The sequence below is a fragment of the Pedobacter terrae genome (assembly GCF_900100705.1).
GTDB lineage: Bacteria > Bacteroidota > Bacteroidia > Sphingobacteriales > Sphingobacteriaceae > Pedobacter > Pedobacter terrae.
On record NZ_FNCH01000002.1, the window covers coordinates 308,643 to 334,632 of the forward strand.

At 38.0% G+C, this 25,990-nt stretch carries 23 protein-coding genes; 14 read left to right on the top strand and 9 right to left on the bottom strand.

Annotated features, from left to right (window positions below; all coding sequences use genetic code 11):
• Positions 1 to 112 precede the first annotated feature (112 nt).
• From BLR60_RS04480 to BLR60_RS04500, 5 genes are all read left to right on the top strand, one after another.
• The gene (locus BLR60_RS04480) at positions 113 to 1,252 is read left to right on the top strand and encodes a chorismate mutase (protein ID WP_090497231.1); all 1,140 of its coding nucleotides are present in this window, start codon (positions 113 to 115) and stop codon (positions 1,250 to 1,252) included.
• 175 nt (positions 1,253 to 1,427) lie between these two features.
• Positions 1,428 to 2,717, top strand: coding sequence for a 3-phosphoshikimate 1-carboxyvinyltransferase (gene aroA, locus BLR60_RS04485; protein WP_090497233.1), 1,290 nt, complete (start codon positions 1,428 to 1,430; stop codon positions 2,715 to 2,717).
• Between the two features lie 212 nt (positions 2,718 to 2,929).
• Positions 2,930 to 4,027, top strand: coding sequence for a chorismate synthase (gene aroC, locus BLR60_RS04490; RefSeq protein ID WP_090497235.1), 1,098 nt, complete (start codon positions 2,930 to 2,932; stop codon positions 4,025 to 4,027).
• Positions 4,028 to 4,037: 10 nt separating this feature from the next.
• Positions 4,038 to 4,646, top strand: a complete 609-nt coding sequence (locus tag BLR60_RS04495) for a DUF1684 domain-containing protein (protein WP_090497238.1) — start codon at positions 4,038 to 4,040, stop codon at positions 4,644 to 4,646.
• Between the two features lie 115 nt (positions 4,647 to 4,761).
• On the top strand, positions 4,762 to 5,517 hold the full coding sequence (locus tag BLR60_RS04500; RefSeq protein WP_090497240.1) for a LytR/AlgR family response regulator transcription factor: 756 nt from the start codon (positions 4,762 to 4,764) through the stop codon (positions 5,515 to 5,517).
• 1 nt (position 5,518) lies between these two features.
• Here BLR60_RS04500 and BLR60_RS04505 read toward each other — a convergent pair whose 3' ends face one another.
• Positions 5,519 to 7,612 carry a tetratricopeptide repeat-containing sensor histidine kinase gene (locus BLR60_RS04505; RefSeq protein WP_167354685.1) on the bottom strand — a complete coding sequence of 698 codons (2,094 nt, stop codon included), beginning with the start codon at positions 7,610 to 7,612 and terminating at the stop codon, positions 5,519 to 5,521.
• Between the two features lie 473 nt (positions 7,613 to 8,085).
• A complete protein-coding gene (locus BLR60_RS04510) occupies positions 8,086 to 10,506 on the bottom strand; it encodes an alpha-ketoacid dehydrogenase subunit alpha/beta (RefSeq protein WP_090497245.1) in 2,421 nt (806 codons plus the stop codon).
• Between the two features lie 171 nt (positions 10,507 to 10,677).
• Between BLR60_RS04510 and BLR60_RS04515 the strand changes: the two genes are divergently transcribed.
• The 4 genes from BLR60_RS04515 to BLR60_RS04525 all read left to right on the top strand — a co-directional run bounded on the left by BLR60_RS04515 (position 10,678) and on the right by BLR60_RS04525 (position 14,116).
• Positions 10,678 to 11,070, top strand: coding sequence for a DUF1573 domain-containing protein (locus tag BLR60_RS04515; RefSeq protein ID WP_090497248.1), 393 nt, complete (start codon positions 10,678 to 10,680; stop codon positions 11,068 to 11,070).
• A 62-nt stretch (positions 11,071 to 11,132) separates the two neighbouring features.
• Positions 11,133 to 12,332, top strand: coding sequence for a pyridoxal phosphate-dependent aminotransferase (locus tag BLR60_RS04520; RefSeq protein WP_090497250.1), 1,200 nt, complete (start codon positions 11,133 to 11,135; stop codon positions 12,330 to 12,332).
• Between the two features lie 268 nt (positions 12,333 to 12,600).
• Positions 12,601 to 12,732 carry a hypothetical protein gene (locus tag BLR60_RS25290; protein WP_262502245.1) on the top strand — a complete coding sequence of 44 codons (132 nt, stop codon included), beginning with the start codon at positions 12,601 to 12,603 and terminating at the stop codon, positions 12,730 to 12,732.
• A 232-nt stretch (positions 12,733 to 12,964) separates the two neighbouring features.
• Positions 12,965 to 14,116, top strand: coding sequence for a hypothetical protein (locus BLR60_RS04525; protein WP_090497252.1), 1,152 nt, complete (start codon positions 12,965 to 12,967; stop codon positions 14,114 to 14,116).
• Here the strand turns inward: BLR60_RS04525 and BLR60_RS04530 are convergent.
• Positions 14,113 to 14,343, bottom strand: coding sequence for a hypothetical protein (locus BLR60_RS04530; protein ID WP_090497253.1), 231 nt, complete (start codon positions 14,341 to 14,343; stop codon positions 14,113 to 14,115). The genes BLR60_RS04525 and BLR60_RS04530 overlap by 4 nt on opposite strands.
• 318 nt (positions 14,344 to 14,661) lie before the next feature.
• On the opposite strand from BLR60_RS04530, the gene BLR60_RS04535 reads away from it, so the two are divergent.
• The 3 genes from BLR60_RS04535 to BLR60_RS04545 all read left to right on the top strand — a co-directional run bounded on the left by BLR60_RS04535 (position 14,662) and on the right by BLR60_RS04545 (position 16,275).
• Entirely contained in the window at positions 14,662 to 15,240 is a 579-nt protein-coding gene (locus BLR60_RS04535; RefSeq protein WP_090497255.1) for a cyclic nucleotide-binding domain-containing protein, read from the top strand.
• Positions 15,241 to 15,397: 157 nt separating this feature from the next.
• The gene (locus tag BLR60_RS04540) at positions 15,398 to 15,823 is read left to right on the top strand and encodes a MauE/DoxX family redox-associated membrane protein (protein WP_090497257.1); all 426 of its coding nucleotides are present in this window, start codon (positions 15,398 to 15,400) and stop codon (positions 15,821 to 15,823) included.
• A 131-nt stretch (positions 15,824 to 15,954) separates the two neighbouring features.
• Positions 15,955 to 16,275, top strand: coding sequence for a hypothetical protein (locus BLR60_RS04545; protein WP_090497259.1), 321 nt, complete (start codon positions 15,955 to 15,957; stop codon positions 16,273 to 16,275).
• A gap of 36 nt (positions 16,276 to 16,311) precedes the next feature.
• Here BLR60_RS04545 and BLR60_RS04550 read toward each other — a convergent pair whose 3' ends face one another.
• From BLR60_RS04550 to BLR60_RS25065, 5 genes are all read right to left on the bottom strand, one after another.
• Positions 16,312 to 17,667, bottom strand: a complete 1,356-nt coding sequence (locus tag BLR60_RS04550; RefSeq protein ID WP_090497261.1) for a RagB/SusD family nutrient uptake outer membrane protein — start codon at positions 17,665 to 17,667, stop codon at positions 16,312 to 16,314.
• Positions 17,668 to 17,682: 15 nt separating this feature from the next.
• Positions 17,683 to 20,871 (bottom strand): SusC/RagA family TonB-linked outer membrane protein, encoded by a 3,189-nt coding sequence (locus BLR60_RS04555; RefSeq protein WP_090497263.1) that lies wholly within the window; start codon positions 20,869 to 20,871, stop codon positions 17,683 to 17,685.
• A 1-nt stretch (position 20,872) separates the two neighbouring features.
• Positions 20,873 to 22,126 (bottom strand): TlpA family protein disulfide reductase, encoded by a 1,254-nt coding sequence (locus BLR60_RS04560; RefSeq protein WP_090497265.1) that lies wholly within the window; start codon positions 22,124 to 22,126, stop codon positions 20,873 to 20,875.
• 315 nt (positions 22,127 to 22,441) lie between these two features.
• A complete protein-coding gene (locus BLR60_RS04565) occupies positions 22,442 to 22,732 on the bottom strand; it encodes a hypothetical protein (RefSeq protein ID WP_090497266.1) in 291 nt (96 codons plus the stop codon).
• A 248-nt stretch (positions 22,733 to 22,980) separates the two neighbouring features.
• Positions 22,981 to 23,148 (bottom strand): hypothetical protein, encoded by a 168-nt coding sequence (locus tag BLR60_RS25065; RefSeq protein ID WP_208600570.1) that lies wholly within the window; start codon positions 23,146 to 23,148, stop codon positions 22,981 to 22,983.
• A 344-nt stretch (positions 23,149 to 23,492) separates the two neighbouring features.
• On the opposite strand from BLR60_RS25065, the gene BLR60_RS04570 reads away from it, so the two are divergent.
• Both BLR60_RS04570 and BLR60_RS04575 read left to right on the top strand, forming a co-directional pair.
• Positions 23,493 to 23,750 (top strand): helix-turn-helix domain-containing protein, encoded by a 258-nt coding sequence (locus BLR60_RS04570; RefSeq protein WP_090497268.1) that lies wholly within the window; start codon positions 23,493 to 23,495, stop codon positions 23,748 to 23,750.
• A gap of 204 nt (positions 23,751 to 23,954) precedes the next feature.
• Positions 23,955 to 24,341, top strand: coding sequence for a hypothetical protein (locus BLR60_RS04575; protein ID WP_090497269.1), 387 nt, complete (start codon positions 23,955 to 23,957; stop codon positions 24,339 to 24,341).
• Between the two features lie 293 nt (positions 24,342 to 24,634).
• Here the strand turns inward: BLR60_RS04575 and BLR60_RS04580 are convergent, their stop codons facing one another.
• Complete coding sequence (locus tag BLR60_RS04580) at positions 24,635 to 25,984, bottom strand: alkaline phosphatase family protein (RefSeq protein WP_090497271.1); 1,350 nt, start codon at positions 25,982 to 25,984, stop codon at positions 24,635 to 24,637.
• Positions 25,985 to 25,990 lie beyond the last annotated feature (6 nt).

A 25,990-nucleotide genomic window follows, 5' to 3' on the forward strand; every position in this document is an offset into this window, starting at 1 on the left:
AGTCGGGAGCTCGAAGACAAATAGTAGAACATTTAAACTAATAATAATAAAATAATTAAAATATAACTCTGGACTTCCGACTGCGGACTAAGGACTTTAACAACCCATCATCATGAAACTTAATTTAAACATTCAGCCTTTAAACACCTGGTTAAACGTAAACAACGAACCATTAATCATTTCTGGTCCCTGCAGTGCAGAAACTGAAGAACAATTATTAACTACAGCGCATTTATTAGCCGCTACCGGTAAAGTATCGGTATTGCGCGCAGGTATCTGGAAACCACGTACCCGTCCGGGAGAATTTGAAGGAATCGGAAGTATTGGTTTAGAATGGTTAAAACGCGCAAAAGCAGAAACCGGTTTACCAACAGCTGTAGAGGTTGCAAATGCAAAACATGTTGAAGAGGCTTTAGCAGCTGGTGTCGATATCCTATGGATCGGTGCACGTTCTACGGTTAATCCATTCACTGTTCAGGAAATTGCTGATGCTTTAAAAGGCCATGATGTTCCGGTATTGATCAAAAACCCGGTTAATCCGGATTTACAGTTATGGATTGGTGCAATTGAGCGGATCAACGGTGCGGGCATTACTAAAATAGGTGCTATCCACCGCGGTTTCTCATCATTCGAAAAAAGTTCTTTCCGTAACGAGCCGATGTGGGAAATGGCGATCCAGTTAAAAACTTTATGCCCTGAACTTCCAATCATCAACGATCCAAGCCATATTTGCGGTAACCGTGAATTAATCCCTTACGTTGCTCAAAAAGCGTTAGATTTAGATATGCAAGGTTTAATGATCGAATCTCACGTAGACCCTTCAGTGGCCTGGACAGATGCCAAACAACAAGTTACACCAGCTGCTTTAGCAGAATTGGTAGAGCGTTTAACTGTACGTGAACCAGAGGCACCAAACGAAGCATCTGCCGACAAATTAGCTGAACTACGTAAGTCAATCGATAAAATTGATGATATCTTATTACAGAAATTAGGTGAGCGTATGGCTATTGTAGAGAAAATTGGTGAATTTAAGCGTGATAACCAGGTAACGATCTTACAGGTTAACCGTTGGGATGCCATCATTAAAAAAGGGCATGCTTTTGCAAAAGCTTTAAAATTAGATTTAAACTTTACAGAGAAATTCTTAGAATTGATGCACGGTGAATCCATCCGTAAGCAAACTGAAATTATGAATGCGGGCAAAGCTGAAAAAGGTATTGCTGCAGAACAACATAACGAGGTTAAAGCGTAGTTGAGGTTAAAGCTGAAAGACTAAGGCTCAAAGCCAAGTCTACCAATATTGTCATCCTGAGCCTGTTGAAGGACTTATGATAGTTTTGACAACTCAATATGATATTAAAAAACAAATAGATGTATTGTCAGATGTTACCATCTGACAATACATCTAAGCATAAAACAGAATAAAAATGTCTAAAAATGCCTTAGTTTCTTTTAATGGAACCAAGAATATTAATACGGAAATCCAATTAACAGGCTCGAAAAGCGAATGCAACAGGGCACTGATTATTAGCGCTTTGAGCAAGAAGTTGGTTAAAGTAGATAATTTATCGAATGCAGCTGATACGGTAACCTTAAATGGCATCCTAAACAAGTTGGGAATTGATAATAGTGAGTTGGGAGCAGACTCCAAACTGAAAACTGCAAACTCCGAACTGGTTGACGTTGGCCCTGCAGGAACCGCTATGCGATTCTTATCGGCTTATCTTTCCGCCAAGAACGGGAATTTCTTACTTACCGGAACCGAGCGTATGAAACAACGCCCGATCGGTATTCTGGCTGAAGCATTAAAAACCATAGGCGCTGATATTTCTTATGCAGAAGCAGAAGGTTTCCCGCCATTGAATATTAATGGTCCGTTAAATCAAAAAACTGCCGAAGTTAAAATAAAAGGCGATATCAGCAGTCAATATATTTCGGCCTTGCTGATGATTGCCCCTATCCTGCCTCAAGGTTTAACTTTGGAAATTGAGGGCGAGCTTACCTCAAAACCATATGTGGATATGACCTTAGATATGCTTGCAGAAGTTGGCATCGAGCATCATTGGAATGGGAATTCCATTTCCATCGAACCACAGGCTTTTAAACCAGGTACCTTAGTTGTTGAACCCGATTGGAGTGCAGCGTCTTACTGGTATAGCATTGCAGCTTTAGCTGATGAAGCAGAAATTAGTCTACCTGCCTTAAAGGAAAAAAGTTTACAGGGCGATAGTCAGATTAAAAATATCATGAAGATTTTTGGTATTGCCACCAGCAAAACTGATAATGGAATTGCGATTAGCAACTTAGGCCTTTCTCTAGATACAAAGCAAGTTTTAGACTTAAAAACCTGTCCGGATTTAGCACAAACAATTATCGTTATTGCTGCAGCTTTAGGTAAAAACATGGCTTTTACAGGTTTAGAAACCTTAAAAATTAAAGAAACAGACCGTATTGCAGCCCTTCAGAACGAATTGGCCAAGATAGGCGTTACGCTAACTGAAAATAACCTGATTTATACGCTGAATACCGACAATCTTCATTTCCCGGATAAAATTACCATTGCAACCTACGAAGACCACCGTATGGCCATGGCGTTTGCGCCACTTGCATTGTTGATCAAAGAAGTTGAAATTGAAGAAATGCAGGTAGTAGAAAAATCTTATCCATATTACTGGGAAGATTTGAAAAAAGCGGGGTTTGAGGTGAAAGAGATTTGAGATACCAGATGTGAGACATCAGATTTGAAGAGAATAAATCGTTGTGGAGACATCAGATTAATTAAGACAAATAAATAACAAGCTAACCAGATTTGAGAAAATTTTGAGGGCGAAAACTTCTCAAATCTAACCCCTAATAATTTAAAAACTGAAGTTTAGATACGAATTGGTCCTTCTCAAATCTCCTATCTACCTTTTCTTATCTAATAAATATGGCAGGCAACTCATTCGGACAACTTTTTCGCATCACAACCTTTGGCGAATCTCACGGCGTGGCTATTGGTGTAATTATCGACGGCTGTCCGGCACAATTGAATATTGATCTGGATTTTATCCAGTCAGAACTGGACAAACGTAAACCAGGCCAATCCAAAATCACCACGCAAAGAAAAGAGAGCGATACCGTTCAGATTTTATCGGGTGTATTTGAAGGAAAAAGTACCGGGACACCGATTGCCCTGTTAATCCCGAATGAAGATCAGCGTTCAAAAGATTATGGACATAATGTTGATGTTTACCGTCCTAGCCATGCCGATTATGTTTACGATGCAAAGTATGGAATCCGCGATCACCGGGGCGGAGGGCGTTCTTCTGCACGTGAAACTGCAGCCCGTGTAGCAGCCGGAGCCATTGCAAAATTGTTTTTAAAGCAACAGGGTATCGAAATTTTCGCTCATGTAACCTCAGTAGGAACGATTGAAGCGCCGAATTTAGAAAGCAATGATTTATCTGCCTTATTGCAAATCAGAGAAGAAAATATGGTGCGCTGTGCGGATCCGGCAACCGCTCATGAAATGATCGAATTTATCGATTCGGTTAGAAAAGATGGCGATACCGTTGGCGGAAAAATAGGCTGTATAATAAAAGGCTGTCCTGCAGGACTTGGCGAACCTGTTTTCGACAAACTGCATGCAGATTTAGGCAAAGCCATGCTCAGCATTAATGCCGTTCATGGTTTCGAATATGGCTCTGGTTTTGCCGGAAGCGAATTACGCGGATCGCAGCACAATGATATCCCGCAACCAAAAGCCGCAGATTCGAAAGTATTTAAAACCACTACCAATTATGCAGGCGGCATTTTAGGCGGTATTTCTAACGGAATGGATATTACCTTTAAGGTAGCGTTTAAACCTGTAGCAACCATTATGCATAACCAACAAACCATCAATGCAGCTGGCGAAGCTTCAGAGATCAAAGGCAAAGGCCGGCATGACCCTTGTGTGGTACCTCGAGCAGTAGTCATTGTTGAAGCCATGGCTGCACTGGTTTTAGCTGATCAGTTTTTAAGGAACAAAGCCAGTGTTATTTAATATTCCGCAAATGAAAACCATCACCTTCGTATTGCTATTGTTCAGTATAAATAGCTTTGCTCAAAGTTACGCTGAACAGATTGCAAAACACCGGGAAGCTTATAAACAGGATTTCATTAAAGACGAAAGATCGCCGCTTAAGAAAAATGACCTGCAAAACCTTCGTTTTTATGATGCAGATAGCACTTATAGGCTTTCAGCCGAGATAGAACTATTAAAGAACGAAAAAGTTTTCAAAATGCCTACGTTTAATGGCTCCAGCAGCGATTACTATAAATATGCTCATGTAAACTTCGTTCTCCATCACGAGAAAATACAAATGACCTTGTATAAAAGTGTTTCTTTAGCTAATAACCCAATTTATAAAAACCACCTGTTTTTGCCATTTACAGATGAAACCAACAATAAGGAGACTTATGGCGGCGGCAGGTACATTGATCTGGATACAAAAGAAATTGTGGATAATCATATCGAAATCGATTTTAATAAAGCCTATAACCCCTACTGTGCCTACAGTGAAGGCTACCGCTGCCCCGTACCACCAGAAGAAAACGACTTACAATTGCCTATAAAAGCTGGAGAGAAATTATATACAGGAGAAAAAAAACACCAAAAATAAAGTTAACTTTACGTTTTTAACAGCGCACTAGCCAAATTATATTATAATCCATTTTTAATGTAACTTTAACTGGAAATACTGTTCTATAAATAAATTTACATATCCTAATATCTAAATGACGTACAGCTGTTTAATTGTTGATGATAATGAAATTGAAAGAGATGCCGTAGAAATGCATCTGAAAAAAATTCCATCATTAAATATTGTTGCTGTTTGTAGTAATGGCATAGAGGCCTCGCAAATTTTATCAACCACCTCCATAGATATTGTTTATTCTGATATTGATATGCCAGAACTTTCTGGTATGGATTTATTAAAGAGTTTAAAAAAACAACCGTTATTTATCTTTATTACTTCATTTAGCGAATACGCAGCCGAAAGCTTTAACCTGGATGCGCTGGATTTTATTGTTAAGCCTGCAACTTTTGAACGTATATTAAAGGCCACCAACAAAGCAATAGAATATATTGAGTTAAGGAAACAGGTAAATAAACTCCCTGTAGAAAATTTAAACATTGATGATAAAACAGATGACGATTATTTCTTTTTCAGAGAGACTAAAGGCATAACAAAGCTGAAATACAATGATGTGATTTACATAGAAAGTATGGGCGATTTTTCAAAACTCTTTACCCGTATGGATAAACATGTTATTTTAGTGAGCTTAAAAAATTTAGAAAAACAATTGCCTTCTAAAATTTTCTCCAGAGTGCATAAACAATACATTATTAACGTAAACCACATTGTAACTTTAACTAACCACGAGGTTCATTTGGAAAATAACTTTTTGGTTCCCATAAGTGCTTCTAACCGACAGGAATTATTGGAAAAGTCAATCGATAAGAAAATTCTGTCGAGATTTTTAAAATAAGTTATTTCTTCAGGATTATTTTAAAAAAACTGCCAGCTGTGAGGTTAATGCCTGCACTGATCTCTCCATCCATTAAGCCAGTAAAGGTTCTGGAGAGCAATAAACCCAAGCCAGTTCCTTTCTCTTTATTGGTACCCAAAGTGCTCACCCCCACACCTGAATAACCCTGCTTATTAAAGTGCTCAATTTGTGCAGATGTTAAACCGATGCCCGTATCGGAAACTTTAATTTCAAGCGTATTTTCAATAGCAATTGCTCCAATGGTAATTGTACCGCCATCCGGTGTAAATTTAATGGCATTGCTAACGATATTTCGAATAACCAGCATAAACATATTAGAATCTGCTTTGCAAAATGTTTTGGCTGGCACTAAATTTTGAATAGTCAGACTTTTTTCATCGGCATGATGCTGCAGAGAAAGAATAACTTCATTAATCAGTTCACAGATATCCAACGATTGTAGATATGGATTAAACCCTTGCATCTGGCTGGCTGCCCAATTCAGGAGGTTTTCCATCATGGTGGAGGTATAGGTAAGGTTGTTTTTTAGCGAAACCGCATACCGCTTTAACTTCTCTTGCTCAATGTTACCACCTTCCAGCAATTGCATAAAGGAAATCAACGAATTTACCGGGGTACGCATATCGTGACTGACTACGCTAAATATACGGTCTTTAACCTTACTTAACTGCTCTAACTCCCGTTTTTGGTTATTGATGATAATATTCAGGCGCTTTGTTTTCCGCTGATTGTAAAATATAACTAGGGCAATAATCAGAATCAGTGCGGTAGCTATGGTAAGGAATAATTTAACACGACTATCAAATTTTATCTGTTGTACCTGCTTACTGATCTGCTTATCCTTTACGCCGCTGGCTAGCTGAGCCTCAAACTTAGCTTTTGCAAATTTATTATCCTGAGCCAAACGCTGGATATCGAGGTCAGCTTTTGCTTTTTGAAAAGTTAACAGATCCAATGCTTTTTCCTTATCACTCAAGACCAACTGTTGCCTTTTAAGCTCAAGTTCCTGCTGCTGTCTTTTTAACTCGCCTTCTGTAAGCTTTTGTTTCAATAAATAATCGCGTTCTTTAAGGCCAAAATCGAGCTGTAATTGCCTTCTGGTAATTTCCTTTTCCTTTTCCTCATCAAAAATTTTATCTCTAACGGCAATATACTGCCTATAATAGGCTAACGATTTGTTATAATCTTTTAGTTTTTCATATACAGCACTCAAGCCTAAGGTAGATTGTTTTTCGATATCCAGCAGTTTATTGTCTTCTGCAATTTTCAAACTACTATTGAGTAATGTAATGGCATTTTCAAAATCATTTTCTTTTTGGTAAAAATTACCCAAAGCATATAAACTTGCAGCATAGGCTTCTCTATCCTCTCCTGATTTATTTAACTCAACCGATTTTTGATATGACTTTAACGCAATATCCTTTTGTCCGGTTGAGCTGTATAAGTCTCCAAGCTCTCTTTTAACCGTAGCAATTAAACCTAAATCTCCAATCGCTTCTGATACCTTTAATGATTTGTTGTAATAGGTTAATGCCAGTTTTAGTTTGTGGCTGGGCATTACATCCATCTCCATCAATTCACGATCCGAAGCCTCGAAATAATTATCTCCGATTAAGCTATAAACAACTGCTGCCCCTCTGGAATTTTCACCGTCTTTAGTAAATATTTTTAGCGCCATGTTCATGTAAACCAATGCCTGACTTTGATTCCCTAAACGCTGATAAATAGTAGAAATATTCGTATAACAACTTGCCAGGTCAACATCATTGCCCATTTTTTCGTAAATAGCAATCGCTTTCTGGTTTACTTCTAACGATTTAACATAGTCAGGAATGCTGCCATATAAGGCACCGAGATTAAGGTAAGTTCCAGCTACCATATCCAAATTTCCTACCGAAGCATACTCAGTTACTGCATGTTGATAGTTTTCTTCCGCTTTTTGATATTCTGATCTTCCATGGTACATTAAGCCTCTCCGGTAATAGGCCAGGGCAGAAAATTTTTTCAGATTTTTTTCATGAGCAAGCTGAATGGTTTTGTCCACATATTCTTCCGCCTTTTCTACATTTTTCATCCTCATGTACTGGCGGTAAACCTCCGTCAATATCTTGATTTTAGTGGAATCTGATTTTAGATTCTTTTGATTTAAATTTAAAAGGCTATCGAGTTTTTTCTGTGGCGCACTTACCTGGCTAAAGCTGGCTGTGCAGAAAAATAAAAAAAAGAGAAATAGTATGCTTTTTCTAAAAAAACACACTTTACTAACTAACTGAACATTTACAAGATAGCCCATCATTCCAGATCAAACTAATTATTTGCTTCTATCTGAAAAAGCCGCGAAAAATCTTGAAAAGATACAGTATTTTCTAATCGGAATGAGACAAAACATGCTGAAATAACAAAATAGAGTTTGGTTTATAAAAGTAAATAAAAAACTGATTAATAGTAACCATTTTTTTACATCTCATTAAAAACCCAGGTAAGATACTAATGATAATACCTTTATATCATTCCGGCCGCTAATTTTATGCCTATGCTACCGACTGATTAAAAAATTGATGGGTATTTCATTGGATTTGCATCATGCATCATTTGGTAAATGGTTTCGATCACATCATCAACAGATGGTTTACTAAAATAATCACCGTCTGATCCAAATGGCGGACGATGCGCTTTAGCCGTCAAAGTTTGGGGCTGACCATCTAAATGGAAATAACCTTTTTGCTCTTCCAATACCTTTTGAAGAATATATGCAGATGCTCCCCCAGGAACATCCTCGTCTACCACCAATAGTTTACTGGTTTTAGCAAGCGAATTTACACAAACCTGTGTGGTATCAAAAGGCAAGAGCGTTTGTGGATCTATAATTTCTACAGAAATACCCATTAAACTCAACTCTTCTGCTGCCTCCTGAACAATTCTTAAAGAAGAACCGTAAGATATAACGGTAACGTCAGTTCCTTCTTCTAAAACCTCTGCCCTGCCCAATGGTACAGTAAAATCGCCCGCATTATTTGGTAATTTTTCTTTAAGCCTGTAACCATTTAAACACTCAATTACGATTGCAGGTTCATCAGCCCTGAAAAGGGTGTTGTACATTCCCGCAGCTTGGGTCATATTTCTTGGCACGCATAAATGTATTCCTCTTAAACTGCCTAAAATCATACTAATTGGCGAGCCTGAATGCCATACTCCTTCCAACCGATGACCTCGCGTACGCACAATAACCGGCGCTTTTTGAATGCCTTTGGTGCGATAAGAAAGCGATGCTAAATCGTCGCTAAGTACATTTAATGCAAAAATTAAATAATCAAGATATTGTATCTCGGCAATCGGTTTTAAACCCCTCATGGCCAATCCAATACCCTGGCCGATGATAGTCATTTCTCTAATTCCAGTATCGGTAATCCTTAATTCACCATATTTGGCCTGTAAACCTGCAAAACCTTGGTTTACGTCTCCGATATTTCCTAAATCTTCTCCAAAAGCAACCAAACGTGGATCGCGGGCGAAGTTTTCGTTAAAGCAGGCATTAAGCACTTCCCTACCGTCAACCATTTTCGATTGCTCATCATATACAGCATCAACTACTGCAATCATATCCGGACTTTCTTTACCGTTGGTATGCAGTTTAGAATTGTAACGGTCGTAATTAAACTTAGCTTGCTGCTTATACCATGCTAACAATTCATCGCGTTCCGGAGAATTAAAACCAGCAGATAAACGTATGGATTTGCGTGCAGCAGCAAAAACCTCTCTACGTTGTGCATCGGCAGTTGAAGCCAGGTTTGCAGCAATTTTAGCCAGTTCAGGTTGATGTTTAGCTATACCGCCGATTAAATCAACCACTTGTTTTTGTTCTGGTTTAATGCTATCCAAAAACTCATTCCAGGCCTCTTTTTGTGCATTGCGTACAAAAACCTTTGCATTTTTCTCCACGTCTGCAATTTCCTCTTCAGTTGCTATTGCAGAATCCAGCATCCAGGAGCGCATTTTCAGGATACAATCATGCTCAGTTTCCCACGATAAGCGGTCTTTTGATTTGTACCGTTCGTGCGAACCAGAGGTAGAATGACCCTGAGGTTGAGTAAGTTCGGTGACATGAATTAAAACAGGTACATGTTCGTCTCTGCAAACATTTATGGCTTTTTCATATACCTCACATAAAGCCGGATAATCCCAGCCTTTTACCTTATAAATTTCGTAACCCAATTGATCGGCATTACGTTGAAAGCCTTTTAAAACTTCAGAAATATCTTCTTTAGTTGTTTGATACTTTGCGGGAACTGAAATACCATAGTTATCATCCCAAATAGAAATGGCCATGGGTATCTGTAAAACACCAGCGGCATTAATAGCTTCGAAAAATACCCCTTCCGAGGTTGACGCATTACCAATGGTGCCAAAAGCAACCTCATTTCCATTTACAGAAAAGTGTTTTAAGTAATCGAGTTCTTTATTTTGTCTGAATAATTTAGAGGCATAAGCCAGACCTACCAAACGGGCCATCTGGCCACCTGTTGGCGAAATATCTGATGAGCAGTTTTTAATCTGCGTTAAATCGTTCCAGCTACCATCTTCATTTACAGACTTTGTTGCAAAATGGCAGTTCATCTGTCTTCCCCCCGAAAATGGATCAGCCCCTTCGGTCGGATTGGCATATAGCTGTGCAAAAAATTCTTTAATAGTAGCAATCCCTGTAGCAAAGGCAAACGTTTGATCGCGGTAATAACCCGAGCGCCAATCACCATTTTTAAATGCTTTCGCCATGGCCAACTGCGGAACCTCTTTACCATCGCCGAAAATACCAAATTTAGCCTTCCCTGTTAATACTTCCCTACGCCCTAAAATACTGGCCTGCCTACTTTCGAAGGCCATTTTATAGTCGTTTATAACGATAGATTTAAAATCGTTAAAACTGAGTTCGGAAGCATCAATAGTTTTGGTCATCAATTTTTCATTCGGCATAGTAATCAAAGATTGGTTGCGGCAAATATATGCAAAATTAAAAGCTTGCCTTTATCCTCCATTGTAAAATTATATATCGATTTGCAAAATATAATTGGAATAGTTTTTGTTTTACTTAGAAAACATTAAATTTGTTTTAGAAATTTTAAAAATAAAATATACCTCCATAACATGAAAAAGATCTTAGTATTATTCGCTTTTGTTTTAGGTTTAGGGCTTGCAGTAAACGCACAAACTAAACCTGCAGAGTTTAAATTTGAATCGGAAACGCACGATTTTGGTAAAATTGTTTTAAACAAACCTGTAACTTACGACTTTAAATACACTAATGTTGGCGAGGCGCCTTTGATTATCACCAAAGCTGAGGCTAGCTGTGGATGTACAGTACCTAAATATACCTCTACTCCACTAAAAAAAGGTGAAACCGGTGTAATTTCTGTAACGTTTAATGCCGCTGCAGGCCCATCAACTTTTTCTAAAGCCGTAACCATTACTTCAAATGCTAAAACACCAATCAAAGTGCTTTACATTAAAGGTGAAACAGTTGCCGCATCTTCAAAATAATTTTTTAAACGATAATATTTAAAAAGTCCAGATTTTCATCTGGACTTTTTTATTTTTGTGCCATGCCAAAAATTTCACAAAAAGGTGTGCAGATGCCTGCATCACCCATCAGAAAGTTAACTCCATTTGCAGATCAAGCTAAAAAAGACGGTAAGCAAGTTTTCCATTTAAATATTGGTCAACCAGATATAGAAACACCGGAAGGAATGTTGAACGCCATCAAAAACATTGATTTTAATGTTTGGGCCTATACTCCATCTGAAGGGACGCTTGCCTATCGTTTAAAACTGACCGAATACTATAATAAACTGGGCTATAATATTACTCCAGAAAATATCCTGGTAACCGTTGGTGGCTCTGAGGCCATTACCATTGCCATGCAAACTTGTGTGAACGAAGGTGATGAAATTATTATTCCAGAACCTTTTTATGCTAACTACAATGGCTTTGCCTGTATGAGCAATGTAGTGGTAAAACCCATTCTTTCTTATATTGAAAATGGCTTTGCCTTACCTCCGATCGCCGAATTCGAAAAGTTGATTACGGAAAAAACCAAAGCGATTATTATCTGTAATCCCAATAACCCTACAGGTTATTTGTATTCTAAAGAAGAATTAGAGGCCTTAAAAACACTTTGTGTTAAATACGATCTGTTTTTATTCTCTGATGAAGCTTATCGCGAATTCTGTTATGATGGAAGAGAATTTATTTCGCCTATGCATTTAGATGGTTTAGATGAAAATGTGGTGGTTATGGATACGGTTTCTAAACGTTATAGTGCTTGCGGTGCACGCTTAGGCTGTTTAATTACCAAAAACAAAGAAGTTATTACATCAGGATTAAAATTTGCACAGGCCAGATTAAGCCCTGGCATGGTAGAACAGATTGCTGGTGCAGCGGCTGTAGATACGCCGGATAGTTATTTTGAAAAAGTAAATACCGAATATACTTTACGCAGAGATACTTTGGTCAACCGGTTAAATAATATTGAAGGTGTTTTCTGTCCTAATCCGGGTGGTGCGTTTTATGTAGTGGCCAAATTCCCGATTGATGATGCCGACAAATTCTGTCAGTGGATTTTAGAAGACTTTAACCATAATAACCAAACGGTAATGATGGCGCCCGCTACCGGCTTTTACTCTACCCCTGGTTCTGGTAAAAATGAGGTCCGTATGGCATACGTACTAAATACCGACGATTTAAATGCAGCTATGGACTGTTTGGAAATCGCATTAAAGCAATATCCGGGAAAAGTGGAATAAATGTAATGGTTTAAACCGATTAGTTGTTGAACGGAAGTTCAATCTAAACAATTAATCGGTTTAAACATTTTTAGTAAATGTTGATTTACAATGGTTAACAAAACAATAAGGCCAGATGCAGTGATGCTGAAATCATGACTGCATTTGATATTGAAATTAACCATAATAATCAGGCAATAATACTGACTATTATTCCTAAAGATGATTATTTTCAGATTGCTTATTTGACTTTAGGCGCAATAAGAAAACAGGAATCTGACTGGATTTAATGAAAGCAGAAGAGGTCGATCCTGAGGAACTGGCGGCTGATTATACAATGACCGGAAACGGTCATCACCTTTCTTTAGGCGCGGTCGAGATCAACCAGATCTCTGGAGCAATAGAAAACCATCTACAATAACAGCTGTATCACATCAAGTTAAATACCCGCTACATAGTGTGATATATCATCATTCGATCTCTTTCCAATCGTTATTAAAATGTATACCAAGCTTTCAATATCAACGCAACACTGCTGGTAACGGCCGACAATTGTTAAAATTTAATTTCACCACGTTAACGCTGCATTTTACCACGCTAATTCGAAAAATTAAAATAAAAAACCTATAATTAAGCAATTGGCTATTAAGCAAATGGTATACGAACTTATCAACTTCAGGGAATTAATTTTAGATGTCCTCAGGTCAGGATCGACACATCATTGCTCTTGCAAAGAAGTAAAAGATGAAATTTTACAAGAAAGCAAACGAATAATCAGTTCCATCCTGCATCATGTTACACAAGTTGAGCCTGATCGTGCTAAGGCCTACATCAGGCAACACCAAAGGGGATTATTGCAATTAATGGATGAGCTAGGAGCTACTAGAAATAAGGATGCGCTTAACATCAGCCGGAAAAATGAAAGTAAAGAGATCAATAAGATAGAAAACCTGCTCAACCAGATGGTAATGGACCTTGAGCAGCTATTCCCCTATTATTTCGACTATGATTGCCCTATCCCAACAGTTAACCAGACCCAACTCTTATTAAAGATTGCAGAGAATTCCAGCCAAATCCTAAAAAGCATCAACGAGCTACATGCCGATAATGAAACCATAACCTTATTTAAGCACATCTTCGAACATATAAATAGCAGTTCGGGTCGTTTCACTTTCGAACAGGCTGGTTATCTGCATGATTTTTTAGCGTCACTTAAAATGGCATTAAATAAATTTGTGCCTTCTTTAAATCTGTCAGAAATTATTCTGTTGCTCGTTTCTTTAAATTTTAATCATCCCTCTTTCTATCATTTCTGCTGCAGCCACCTTAATCATGAACTCCAGACGTGCGAAAACATTAGCGAGCAATACAGATTAATACATTTCTTTAAAAAGCTCATTGGGCAGGTTTTTAAAACCATAAACGTACCATACAATAGAAATTTGCCCAACATTGATGAATCTATATTAAGATATATTGAAAGTGAAATCAGCTACCTGAAATCAATAGATACTATAGCCGAAGACCTCAGTCGCGGTGGTATTTTAGAAAGTAATTTTAAAGTATCCTTTACGGTTAGACAGCTGGCTATATTTATTAACTTACAAGTCGAATCAGGCATTATCACCACAAACAGCCCCAAGGCATTACACCAATACGTTACGAAGCATTATAGTACTGCGGAGAAAGATATTATATCTGAAAAAAGCTTTAAAAATGCATACTATGGAAATGTGGAGAAGGATGTTCAAAAAGTGATTGACAAAATCGTCACCATGTTAGCTATTGCCCACGAGAAATGCTAACGAAGAAGATTTAACAAATCTTTTCTACGCAGAAAATCTACAAATTCAAAATACCAATGTTCTGAATAATCATCCAGCATATGTAATTCTTTTTGCCGGGCTCCAACAATATCCTGAAGGGTAAAAAACCCCATTAATTTACTTCTAAGCTTAAAATTTTCGGATAAAGGAAGTTCTGCAATTGGCAGGTTGAGGAGAAAATAATTTGACTGGGAGTAACTTTCCATAAAAAGCGTGGGTTGACCCGATATCCGCTTTAAAGGCACCGCAAAATGCCCAGACACAAGATAAACAGGCACCCACGCATAGCATAGGCAACCATCTATTTTTTCCTGTGTCTTTTGAAGTTTTGCGGTTTTCTAAAACAGTAAAATAGCTATTGCTAAAATATCAATATGTAATTATTTTTTATTTCATGGCTCAAATATAACAGATCTAAGTCTTTTATTTCTTTAAAACAAAAAAATAAAGGGGTTGCCAGAGGTTGCTGCACCAGCAACTTGACAGCGTTGAAAATATACATTTCTTTACGTCAAAAACTGGTTATGGAAAAAGAACAATACCTCTTCAAATTATCATCCTATCAAAAACTTTCGGTTGGCTTCAAGGCCTATCTTAATTATGCTATGCAACAAACCGATTTTGGTAGATTGGGAAAAATTTCACTCAATAGTGTAGAACTTGGTCGCTTTTGTTACCTGGCCAAAGGCAGTGGAAGAATCTTTATTTATGACACTGAAAACGAACATGAAATTACCATCATGTTCGTCCAGTCACAAGATATCTTACCTGAACTTAAATTGATCTCTAAATATATACAAGGGCAGCTTTTTATGCAATTTTCAGAAAACACAACGATCCTTAGCATACCGGTTAAACACAGCGATAACATGCATAAGCTCTTCCAAGAATCTGTCACTTTGTGTGATGAAATAAATGCTGAAATAATAGCGAAAGTGATCATTATACTAACCGGACTAAAAACACTTGATGCTGATCACAGACTAGATAAACTTCTGGAATCTTTCCCAACTGTTTTTAGCCAAACCGCAGTAAAAGATGTGGCATCATATCTTGGTATTCATAGCAGTACTTTGAGTGCAATGAGAAATAGAAATAAATAGCAAGCCCCCATGATTTTATTTGCCAGCACATAAATTATACCATTATACCCCATGTAGCTGTTATATCTGCCCTTAAAGCCCCATGTTTTTCACATTTAGATGTGACGTGATTTAACAGGTAAAGCTCCAATTTCGAAATAGCAAAGAAAAATTGGATATGAAGACATCTATTGTACAAGTTATTTCGGCAGCATTTATTTTGCTTTGGGTATATACTGCAGGGAGTAAGTTGGCCGACTTCCAGTCTTACAAACAGGAAATGAGTCTACAGGTATTCAGTCCAGATTTTGCAGCTGTACTCTTGTATGCAATACCATTTCTAGAAATATTATGCGCGACACTGCTATTAATAAAAAAGACCAATAAGCTGGGCTTAGTCCTATCGCTCTTACTCATGCTGGTTTTTACAGGATATATTCTACTCATCATCTCAGGATATTTCCCCAAAACACCATGCAGTTGTGGTGGCGTAATAAAAGCCATGGGCTGGAAAGCTCACCTTGTTTTCAATATTTTTTTTCTTAGCGCCTCAATTCTCTCACTATTTATGACACTAAAGCCGGAGGTACGTGACAAAGATTAAAATTAAATAATAGACCTGGCCAAGCCAAAAAACAAAAAAACCATAAGCTGTATTGATGGCCAAGAAAAAACAAACAGCCGGGCTAGCTGCTTAAGCCCTATTTGATAAGCAGAATATCAAACTAAAAAAACATGTTAAAAAAAATCAATTTAGGCCTTGTAGCCCTCGTATTGGGGTTCGGCCTTATCGCAACACAAAGTGCTTTCACTACTACCAGAGCAACCACTTTCTGGGCTTACCAGCCAAATCCGGAAAATAATTTGAGAGATTACACAAAGTATATGCATATTTCGACTCCTTCAGCACAATGCACAGCAGAAAATGAGCCATTACCTTGTGTTATCGAAGTTCCGGAAACAGTTGTTACCCAATCAGATCTTCAAGTATTTTTTGCGGGCAAAACAGATAGCCAGATACTTGAATTATCAGCACAGCGCACCCCAGAACAATAAGTAATAAAATTAGTGGGGAAGAATTCCCCCACTATTTTATCTCGGATTTTGCTGAATACCACTTATTGCGATCACATCTTGTGGAATTTCCAGGGCATATCTTTTATCATTGGGTTTAAGTTCATAGTTAATTCCATTGGCAGTTCTTCTCAAAGTAATATTTGCGCCCTCAAGATTAAACCGCTTTAAATCAGTCCACCGCACTCCTCTCATTACAAGTTCCTTTCTACGCTCTTTTAAAATCACGCCTAAAATATCCAATGAATTTACCGTATAAGGAACGTAAGTACCACTTTTGAAACGTTTAATCAACAGCGTATTTAGATCATCTACAGCAATTTGGAGATTTCCTAAACGGGCATTACATTCAGCACGGATGAGGTATTGCTCATCAACTGTAATACCTGGAAATACACCCTGTCCTGCCCGGTAACTCCCTCTCCAGCCAAAAGTTCCATTATTGTTATTTTTAAAATAAAGCATTTTCCTTAAATCGTTATCAACATATTGGTTAATCAAATCTGCAACAATCTTTGCTCTTGAATTATTCAGAATTTGCGGAATAGAAGCTGCAGACTCATAAATAACCTCGGCATTGAACCTGGGAAAAGGAAATGTTGGAGTATTACTGATCTGGTTATAATCCAATAAAACAGCTTTAATCTGAATACATGAATCTGCATATAAAGCTGCGTTTCTATATTCTCTCATACTCAGGTAAACACGGGCAAGCAAGCCAAAAGATGCCTGCCTGCCAGGGCGGAGCGGATGTACAGATAACTTTGGCAGCAAGCGATTGGCTTCAAGCAGATCAGAAAGAACATAATGGTAGCCCTTGGCTACCGATGATCTGACTGAAGTTTTGTTAAAATCAGTAGATTCCCTTATCACAGGTCCTAAATCGCTTTCTGCTGTAATGCTATTATAACCTACAGACCAAAGTTGCAAAACATTGTAATAGGCACGTGCGCGATTAAAATATGCCTGCCCTTTTATATTATCATATTGGGCAGTGTTTGAAGAAGTCCGCTCGATTTTCTCCAGATTCTCCAAAACGGTATTAGCGGTATAAATTAATTTATACAAGTATTCCCAATCGTTGGGAAAATTTTCACTGCTAAATAAATTGTCCTTTTCCCAGGTATACAATCTTTTATTCTGCTCATTTGATAAACTATTCAAGTCTGCATCAGTAACATAAAAATCATCCGCACCAACTTCAGCCGCACCCGGATCTACAGCATTATTTAAATTTTCGTTGTTGAGTAAGGCCTGCAGATCGTCCAGCCGCTCTGGTACCGCCAACTTCATATCAGATTTTTCATCCAAAAACTTTTTACAGCTAAGTAGTGACATCGTCAGCACAATAGCTACTAGATATAATATTTTCATGTAATTTATTTAAGATTAAAAGCTAGCCCTAAGGCCAATTGAAATTGTTTTAGAAGGAATTAAACCACTTAAACCAATTTCATAATCAGGATCCAAGCCCTGTTTATTGGCTACCCAAACCAGGCCTAAATTGGACACGGTAGCATAAACCGTTAAACTTCTGAATACCTTTGACTGAATTTTTGGGTTATAACCCAGGTTAATGTACTGCAGGCGGATATGGTCACCTTTTGAGATCAGTACCTCTGAACCCCTGTAAAAATTATCTCTGGCACTAGCTGTGGGATATATTTGGGAAGGTATATCTGTGTTAAGCTCATCCCCAGGTTGTTTCCAGCGCGATGCATAATCGGCATGGCCCTGTCCCGTAGTATTCAGATTACCATACTGGATGGAATTTCTTCTAAAAAAATAATCTAGTTTAAAACTAAACTGAACATTAAGTTCGAGGTTACCATACTTAAAAGCATTCCCCAGGCCACCAAATATCCTTGGCACAGCAGAACCATAGTAAACCAGGTCAGAAAGTTGTGTACCCTGCCCTGTAATCAGATTATAATCTTTACTGGCATTGCCATTAAGGTAACCTATTGGATCGCCGTTAGCAGGGTCTAAGCCGCCCCACCTGTAACCATAAATCGAGTAAACCGGACTTCCAATGATGCCCGAAACGGAAGGTCCCCCTGCAAGACCCAAAAAATTGCTCCCCTGATAATTTGACAATAAATATTTATCGATCTTATCCCTGTAACCGCTTATATTAAAACTGCTTTTCCAGATTAACCTACCCTCTGTATTGATAGAATTAAGCTGAATCTCCCAGCCATTCCCGCTCATCTCCGCCACGTTTTTAATAATTGATTGCCCTACACCGCCAGAATAATCTAAACTTGCAATACCAAATAAATCTTTTCCTTTTTTATGGAAATATTCCAGAGAACCCGACAATCGGTCTTTCAACATGGAGAAATCGACGCCAAGATTTGTCATTGCAGAAGTTTCCCACTTTAAGGAAGGATTTGAATAAGTATTGAATCTGGCATATGGCAGTCCGGTATTGGTAGAATTCCCCACATAAACAATAGTTGAAACTGCAGTCATCGTAGGATCAATATTGCCAGTAAGCCCATAAGTTGCCCTGATCTTTAGCGAACTAAACAGGTCTTTATTAAAAAAAAGCTCATTTGATACATCCCATAATAGCCCTGCAGACCAAAGTAAATTCCATTTATCATTGGTATTAACGCCAAAAAGGTTTGAAGCATCCCTTCTACCACTTAGGGTAAAGGTATACCTCGATTTATAGGCGTAAGAAAGATTTGAAAACACTGAAGCGAATCTTGTACTTGTAGCTGTTATTCCGTTTCTGTCTGTTATAAAAGAATTGTTTCCGGAGGTAAGCGAGGGATAGGCGGTTGTATAATCCACCACCCCGGCAGAAATAATATCATCTCTAAAACCATACAATCTGGAAGTTAGTCCGTTTAATGACGACTCTCTTGTTTCTGCACCAATAAATCCTGCGATAACATGTGACGGTGTATTTAAGCCATAATTAAGCTGACCTCTTATATTATGTACCTGCAAAGAATTGAGCGAATTATCCAGAATTCCCCCCTTTGGTATTTTATAGGTTACAGCGTTGTTCGCATATTGGGCAAAATCATTAACCAGGTTCCGCGCAAAATAACTTTGCTCATCATTAAGTAATGTATTTTTCCTTTCCTGGTTTCCATATTGGTATTTTAGGGTTACAGAAAACCCAAAGGGCAATTTTTGCATTAAAGCAGCATCCAGAATCAGATCTCCTGTCTTAGTCTGGTTTTTAACATGCTGGTAATCTGTTAGCGGATAATACTTCCAATCGCCCAAAAGACCACCCGCCAATCCACTTAAATATGATGCGCGCCTATCCTTTGGAATAGCAAGTGCATTGCCATCAGCATCCGCGAATTCTGCATAAGGATAAAGATTTCCTGATACAGAACTGATACTGCCATAATCTGGTTTTCCAGTTAGGGCATTGCTATTGGTATAATAAAATCCTGTGCTAACCTCCAGGCCTTTATAAGGCTTGTAAGTCATGTTCATTTTTGAATTCAACTTCCTGAAAACAGCATCAGTTACTGATCTGTTGTCATCAACGCTTACTGAAGAATACCATTTGAATGATTCCTGCCCACCTGAAATATTTACAGAAGCCTGGTTGTTTAATCCTGCTGTATAAAAATACTGTTGATATTGATCCCTTACATCCAGTGATTTCAGTCGCTCAATCTCTGCCTGTGCTGCAGCACTCGACACTGTTCCCTTTTCTTTTTTCAGCAACAGCTCTACAATAGGACTCAAGGCGGGCTGTTGAGCATTGTTAACTTGAGATTGATAAAAACCTTTTGAAAAAAGAAAGATTTCATTATCAATATAATCTGTCGGGCTGATCTGCTTTAACCTGGAAAGATTTGGGCTTTGAACAAAACTGGTATTGATATTTGCATCGATTTTTACCTTAGCATTAAACCGTCCATTTTTTGATGTGATGACCACAACTCCATTACCTGCCCGTGCTCCCCATATACTTGAAGCAGAAGCATCTTTCAAAATCGTGATATTTTCCACATCGTTAGGGTTTATATTATTGATGTCGCCCTCATAGGGAAAATTATCCAGGATAATTAATGGGGCTTTTGGCCCCTGTATGGAACTTAATCCCCTAATCATAAGTCTTCCTCCGCCGTTAGTAGATCTGTCTACAATCAGACCAGATGAAATTGCCTCTAATCTGGAGATAATGTTAGGGCCTACCTGTTGTGCCAGTAGTTTATTATCTAAAGTAGTAAATGAGCCTGTTGAACGTTCTTTTGGTAAAGTTTGGTAACCAGTATACACCTGTACATCATCCAGCAGCCTTACCATAGGCTGTAAATAAATTTTAAGATCAGCTTTTAAAGGCAAACTTAGCTTAACTAACGTTATTTCATATCCCATTTGGCCTACTTCAACAGTATATTCTCCGGTATATCCGGGTATCAAGACTTTACCCGTGGTATCACTAAAAAGGATTTTATTAATTGATATAAATTTCAGCATCACGCCGTCAAGTGGTGCTTTTGTTTCTGCATTAAAAATCCGTACCCCAGCTGACTTATCTTGGGCAATTGTGTTTAATGAGATGAGGAAAGCAGTTAAAAATAAGATGTACTTCATATTAGTTTGTTTTATCGGTTTTACTAACTACTAGCATTTCAAGTTCCTGATAATCCGCTTTCAGCGATAAACCATAGGGATTTAGCAGGGCATTCAATCCTGCCACATCCTTTACCTCTGAAAGTTCCAGATCAACTAAAAAAGTAATTTTAGTATCATTCAAAACCGGATTTTTAACAAAAGAACAGTCTTGAATATCATTTACCAGGATGGTTATAGATTGATTGATAAATCTCGACCCCTTATGAAATCCAAGATTAGTCGGTTGTCCCCCCTGTGTTTTCAGTTGACGAGTGGCTTTTGAGGGCGAATATTGTAACTTATATACAGGAGTATTAATTACTTTTACCGCTGCAGAGTATCCTGAATTTTCATTCAGGTAATTCATCGTTAGCTTTTTTAATAAAGCCGATTTTCCACTTGACGCCCAAAAATCTACAGTCCAGAGGTCCTCTGGTTTTAAAGAAGGATTATTAAATCCATCTGTATCCGCGAAATCAAGCTTAAACCGCTGATCAGAGAACGATGGGAATTCTGCCCTCGCCAGCACACTGTATAGCCATCGTAGCGGATGGTTGAAAATGATGATTCCTGTATTTGGTCCATTAGAACGGATCATGGAGCTCGAAATACCTGGTATTCTACCTTTGATTAACAGGTTAAACGATTGCATTCCCTTAGGATTCTGATTCATCATCAAAACCGTATTTGGATAAATGTAATTCAAGGGTGTTAAACTTAAAGTTCCGGATAAGGTTGCCCTGATGTTTTCTTCAGATAGGGCATCACCATCAGTGGTATTTCTCACTATTCCCTGTTTATCGATCCAAACCAGATGCGGAATTTTGTTGTGCAGAAATAGACCATTTAATTCCTTATCATCAACAATTGAAGTAAAAGCGCTACCAAGAGGGTTTCTTTCAGAAGAATAAAAGGTAGAAACAAGCTTAGCACTTTCCGGTGTTACGTTCACGATATTAATTTCACCTTTGAATAAACTGGAGAGCCTTTTTTGTTCTGGCATCTCTTTAATACACGGAATACAGAAAGTAGCCCAAAAATCGATAATCAGCAGCTGGCCTCTAAACTGCTCCATGCTGCCCTGTACCACTTTACCATTAATCATAAAATTTCTGGGTGCAGTCCAGAAAGCATCTGGTACCCTATCGCCCACCTGCAAAGCCTTAATTGGCTTTTGGGCATATAAAAAAAGAGAGAAAACAAGCATAAGGCCTGTTAGAAGAGTTGGTTTCATAAAGTTGAGTTAATAGCTTAAATCGGAATGTTAAAAACTTTAGGCAGTTTTAAACTGCGCTAAAGTTTGCCGTTACCTGCTTTGCGGACCAGGTATTAGCGGCATTAATTAATGTGATACCAGCTTAAATTTTAGTAAAAAAATGCCACACCGAAATATTGCTAATGGTTTTGTATTGGTTAGTTGAAATATAAATAAGAAAGTCATGCAGCCAGGTTCTATATACAAGAACCATTTTTTGTAAAACACAAGAAAGCATGACAACAATTTTGTTTGGTTTAGCCTCTACGGCATACAGCGATCAAGTAGCTACGCCTAATTCGTCACATGCACCCTGCATTGATCAGCTTTATAAAAAACAAATGGGATGTTCCTGTCTCTAAAAATGCAACCTTTATTATCATGCCCCATTGTAAACCTATAGGTTGTATAGGGAAAAGAGAAATAATCAAAATCCCTTACGTCATCACGCTTATGATGCTTAAACTTCGTACCAGCAGTGTCTAAATTTTCATTTTGTTCTAAAGCATACCACATAACCAATGGGCTGTACAACAAAGCCCAGCAAAAGAAAAAAAGCGGCAAATAAGCATTGTTGAATTTCATTGTTTGATTAATATGATTGGTGAATTGAACCGTAAAAATTAGGCTTATTGAAAAGTCGATTTAAAGGATAAAGCATGCATTGGCGAAAAATTTAGACATAGCAATCCCATTGCAGCATAAGCCACTTATTTTTTAGCTGATATTCCATTAGAATATCAATAATCGCTGCAAAGAAGAATAAGGCAGGCCATTATCATTAAGAACCTCAATATCATTAACCTTTAAGGCCAGCCTGCCTTATCAAAAAATTATTCGGGATTTTTGGGTTTTAGGGCATAAAGCCGGTCGAACGGACAACTTAACAGAGACTGGTGTAGAAATATTTGAAAATGGCAAACAATTAAAATAGCATATTGGTGCATACTTACTTCTGTAAGTAATACCTCATTCATCCAATTTACGATTTGCTTGCCCATAACCATATGTTATGAGTCTTGCCGGAGAGAAGAAAAGTGGGCTTCCCAAACCATAACCTCATAATGTTTCTCACGCCTTACGTTGAAATGGAATTACAGCAGAAGCCCACTCTTATTTTGGAAAGCTAAAGATAGCAATTCCGCTATAAGAAATGGGATAAAATCTGCTGTCTTGCTCCAACGGCGTGAGATTTGAGGTTGCAAGACTCTTAATTTTACCTTTACTGGTTTTATTTTTTTATTACGTAAATGTAAACAAAAAAAAGACAAATGTCAAGTAATTGCATGACGATTTTAAATAAAATATAAAAGACATTGCCAATTGTATTTTTATTAGCAATGAAATGATCAGTGAGAAAGAAAAAATAATTCTGAAAAGCTTTGGTGAGCATTTAAAATTCTTAAAAGAGAAACAGGAACTTTCTTATCGTGAATTTTATAAAAGAAGCGGTGTTAATACAGGCGATATCATTAAATATGAAAATGGAGAAACCAGTCCAAATTTTATTACCATATTGAGATTGTCCATCGGTTTAAAAATCCATCCAACCGAACTTCTAGATTTCGACTATGGAATAGACTTTAGCGCTGGACTGGAATAGTATTAGTCTTCCTTTTTAATATAGCTTCATTTACCAATTCATAGGTTATTCAAATTGAATGCTGCAAATAACATGCGCCGACCATCTTATCATCAGGCTAAGGAAGAACTTAAATTCCAGGTCAGATCATACTTTGAAATAATTAATTCAGTTTTCAGTAGCGTTTTGGAATCCATCTGCGTATAAGCTATAAATTAAAGCTTTATGAGAAAAATATTACTCCTTTTGGCACTTGTAGGCATTATCAATGGATCCTGCAAAAAATCAGATGACAGACCTGGCGAAGTTTACGGCGAATGGAAATTGACCGAAACCTTAGCTGATATTGGTAATGGACAGGGTAAATACAAAAAAGTTACTGGCGAAGCCAAATATCTTAAGGTAGAAAGATCAGGAGATCAAGTTGGCAGATTTACAGGGAATGCTATGCCAAATTTACTTTCATTTAAAATTTTGGACAGTGTAAGAATGGAGGTTTACAGTAGCAACTACCAAATGCCAGCCATTTTCAGATACCAGGTTTCAGCAAAATCGCTGGAACTTAATCCACCTTGTATTGAGGGTTGTGGGTATAGGTTTGTAAGGAAATAATAAATTGAGGTCAAGGTTTAAGAAAGTATAAAAATACACATTGTCAGTCTGAGCCTGTCGAAGACCTTTCCTAATCGAAACAAAAAACAACAGTTGCCATTCTACGTGCTACCATTGCTTGATATCTTAGAAAGGTCTTCATTATAAGAAGGAACGACGAAGCTATCTTTCTTGCAGGCGATCTTTGCGGTAAAAGCCTTCTCACAATGACGTTTTTTTTGCCAAAATCATTGCTCAAAATCACGAACCTTCTCTGATCCGATAGCGATCAGATCAGCAGAATGGTTATCTTTTTAAACAGTTAAACTATCCCAAATCACCTGATAAACATCAGGCGCCCGCAAAGCTTTATCTATTACTTTTGAAGTAACCAGAACAGGTTTATATTCATCAGCTGTATTAACGCCACCATGCGATCCTTTAACCAGCGTAGCATCAAGCGGAATCACATCCATCACATAACGAAAGCCAGCCTTTTTTCTTAAAAGTTTATACCCAGCCCTCAGTTTAGAGGTCATAAACATTTCTACTGGATCATAACCAGGTTTTTTATGGATATCAACTACCCTCGCATAATCTGGCGCCTTAGCATCATCCAACCAAAAATAATAAGTAAACCAACTGTTTTCTTTTGCAACTAATACGAAATCGCCTGAACGTTTATGGTTAATGTGGTGTTGCTCCTGTTCTGCTTTATCGAGTATCAAATCAATTCCCTGAACAGTATTTAATAATGCTTTTACCTGTTCAGTTACACTTTTATCGTTAATATATACATGTGCAACCTGATGATCGGCCACCACAAATGCTTTAGAGGCACCCGGATCAAGCAACTCTAATCCTCTTTCTTCGCGGATCTGAAGCAAGCCGTTCTCCCTAAACAAACGGTTAAGGTGGATAGGGTTATTAACCGGTGCAATACCATATTCAGAAAGCAAGATGATGCGCGCACCCCTACTTTCGTAAAAGCGTACCAATTCTTCTACTACCTGATCAATTTCTTTCAATTCTGTACTGATTTTATCCAGTTCAGGACCAAACTTCTGCAAACAATAATCTAAATGGGGCAAATAAATTAAGCTAAGCGTTGGATTATGGAGCTTCTCGGTTTCCATTGAGGCATCTGCAATCCATCTTGTCGATTTAATATTTGCACCCGGTCCCCAGAACTGAAATAAGGGAAACTGACCCAGTTTAGCCTGTAAATGGTCGCGCAGTTCGGCTGGCTGCGAATAGCAGTCTGGTAATTTACGGCCATCAGCCAGGTAATTTGGACGTGGCGTTACTGAAAAATCGGCTGTAGAATACATATTATACCACCAAAACATATTGGCACAGGTAAAATTGGGATCTTCCTTTTTAGCCTGATCCCATATTTTTTCAGCATTTACCAGGTGGTTAGATTGCTTCCAGAATTTAATTTCCGCATCCTCATGGTCATACCAGCCATTACCCACAATGCCGTTTTCTGAAGGATATTTACCCGTTAGATAACTGGATTGCACAGCCGTTGTAACTGCTGGCAACAAAGGTTCTATGGTTGTGAGATGGTTCTCAGTTATATATTTCTGGAGAAAAGGCGTATGCACTCCAATTACGGAAGCAGATAGCGCTACGATATCGATAACAACGGTTTTGTGCATATTCTT